At 57.0% G+C, this 999-nt stretch carries 1 protein-coding gene and 1 pseudogene; both read right to left on the bottom strand.

The features are described 5' to 3' along the window. On the bottom strand, positions 1 to 681 hold a 681-nt coding region (locus tag FW758_RS24620; protein ID WP_446446829.1), incomplete at its 3' end, for a replication protein P. After that, positions 678 to 999, bottom strand: a pseudogene (locus FW758_RS24615) (helix-turn-helix domain-containing protein); the annotation flags it as partial. The pseudogene FW758_RS24615 and the gene FW758_RS24620, both read right to left, overlap by 4 nt.

The raw sequence follows: 999 nt of genomic DNA, 5'->3' as shown, positions 1-999 counted from the left end.
GTTGCCATCGTTTGCCCCCTTAAGCCCAAAGTTTGCACGTAAATTGGCAATAATTGATTTCGCCTTTGCCGCCTCAGTGGGCCGCGTCACCGTTTCGGGTAGTGCTTTAGGCAATTCAATATCGGTCAACTCGCCACGGCTAAAGCGTCTGCATAAGACTGTGTAATTACGCTCAAAGGTCATCAACACGTCCTTTTCGAGCCCGGTCGCAAACATCCAACTGCCTGTTTCGCGTACCGCTAACCGCACCACATCATGGCTCCACGTATGCTTGTCGGGGTGATGGTAATGGCGCGTTGCCTCCTTAAACGCCGCCTCTAACTTGGGCAGCCCCAAATCACAGGCCGTCGGTTGGCACCAAAGCGCAAACTGGCGCGGTGTCGGCCAAAACTGCCTATCGCCCTGCTCGCGTCTCGCGCGATTCAGCCCCGCTTGCACTTGCTCGCGGCTGGCAATCCCCTGCGCCGCCAAGGTTTTAAGCCACTCGGCTTTGTGGGTCGCTTCGTCCTCAGGCCGCGGCGCACTCACCGGAAACAACACCCGCAACTTGCTAAACACGCTGTCCACAATCGCCATGTCCATTGCCGTGGGTTCGGGTTGTGTCACCCGCCCCTGCCCAACCAGCGGCTGGCGGATTAAGGTCTGCAGTGATTTCATGCTCGCATTTTGATTGGCCGTCATATCAAGGGGTCCTCTGGGTCATACACCGCGTAGCTCCAATCCACTTGCCCAACAGCAGCGGCCATCGGTCTTGGCAACGGCGTGAGCCAGTGGCGTTCGCGGATAAACTTGGTAATGCCCAATACAAACTGGCCGTTAGCGCTAAAGCCCCAACTGGTATCCAGCGCCGCAGCCTCCTTCAACCAGCTCACCGCCAACACACAATCGACATCAGTCAGCTTTTCGGCCTTCCACGCTTTCCACGCAGCCGAATCCGAGCCGCCTTTGCGATGGGCGGGATAGGCTTTGAAAAACGCATTGAAAACCGACTTAGCACTG

The sequence above is a fragment of the Shewanella sp. 1180_01 genome (assembly GCF_052850535.1).
Note: the sequence above shows the minus strand (reverse complement) of the source record. Positions and strands in the feature narration are given on the sequence as shown.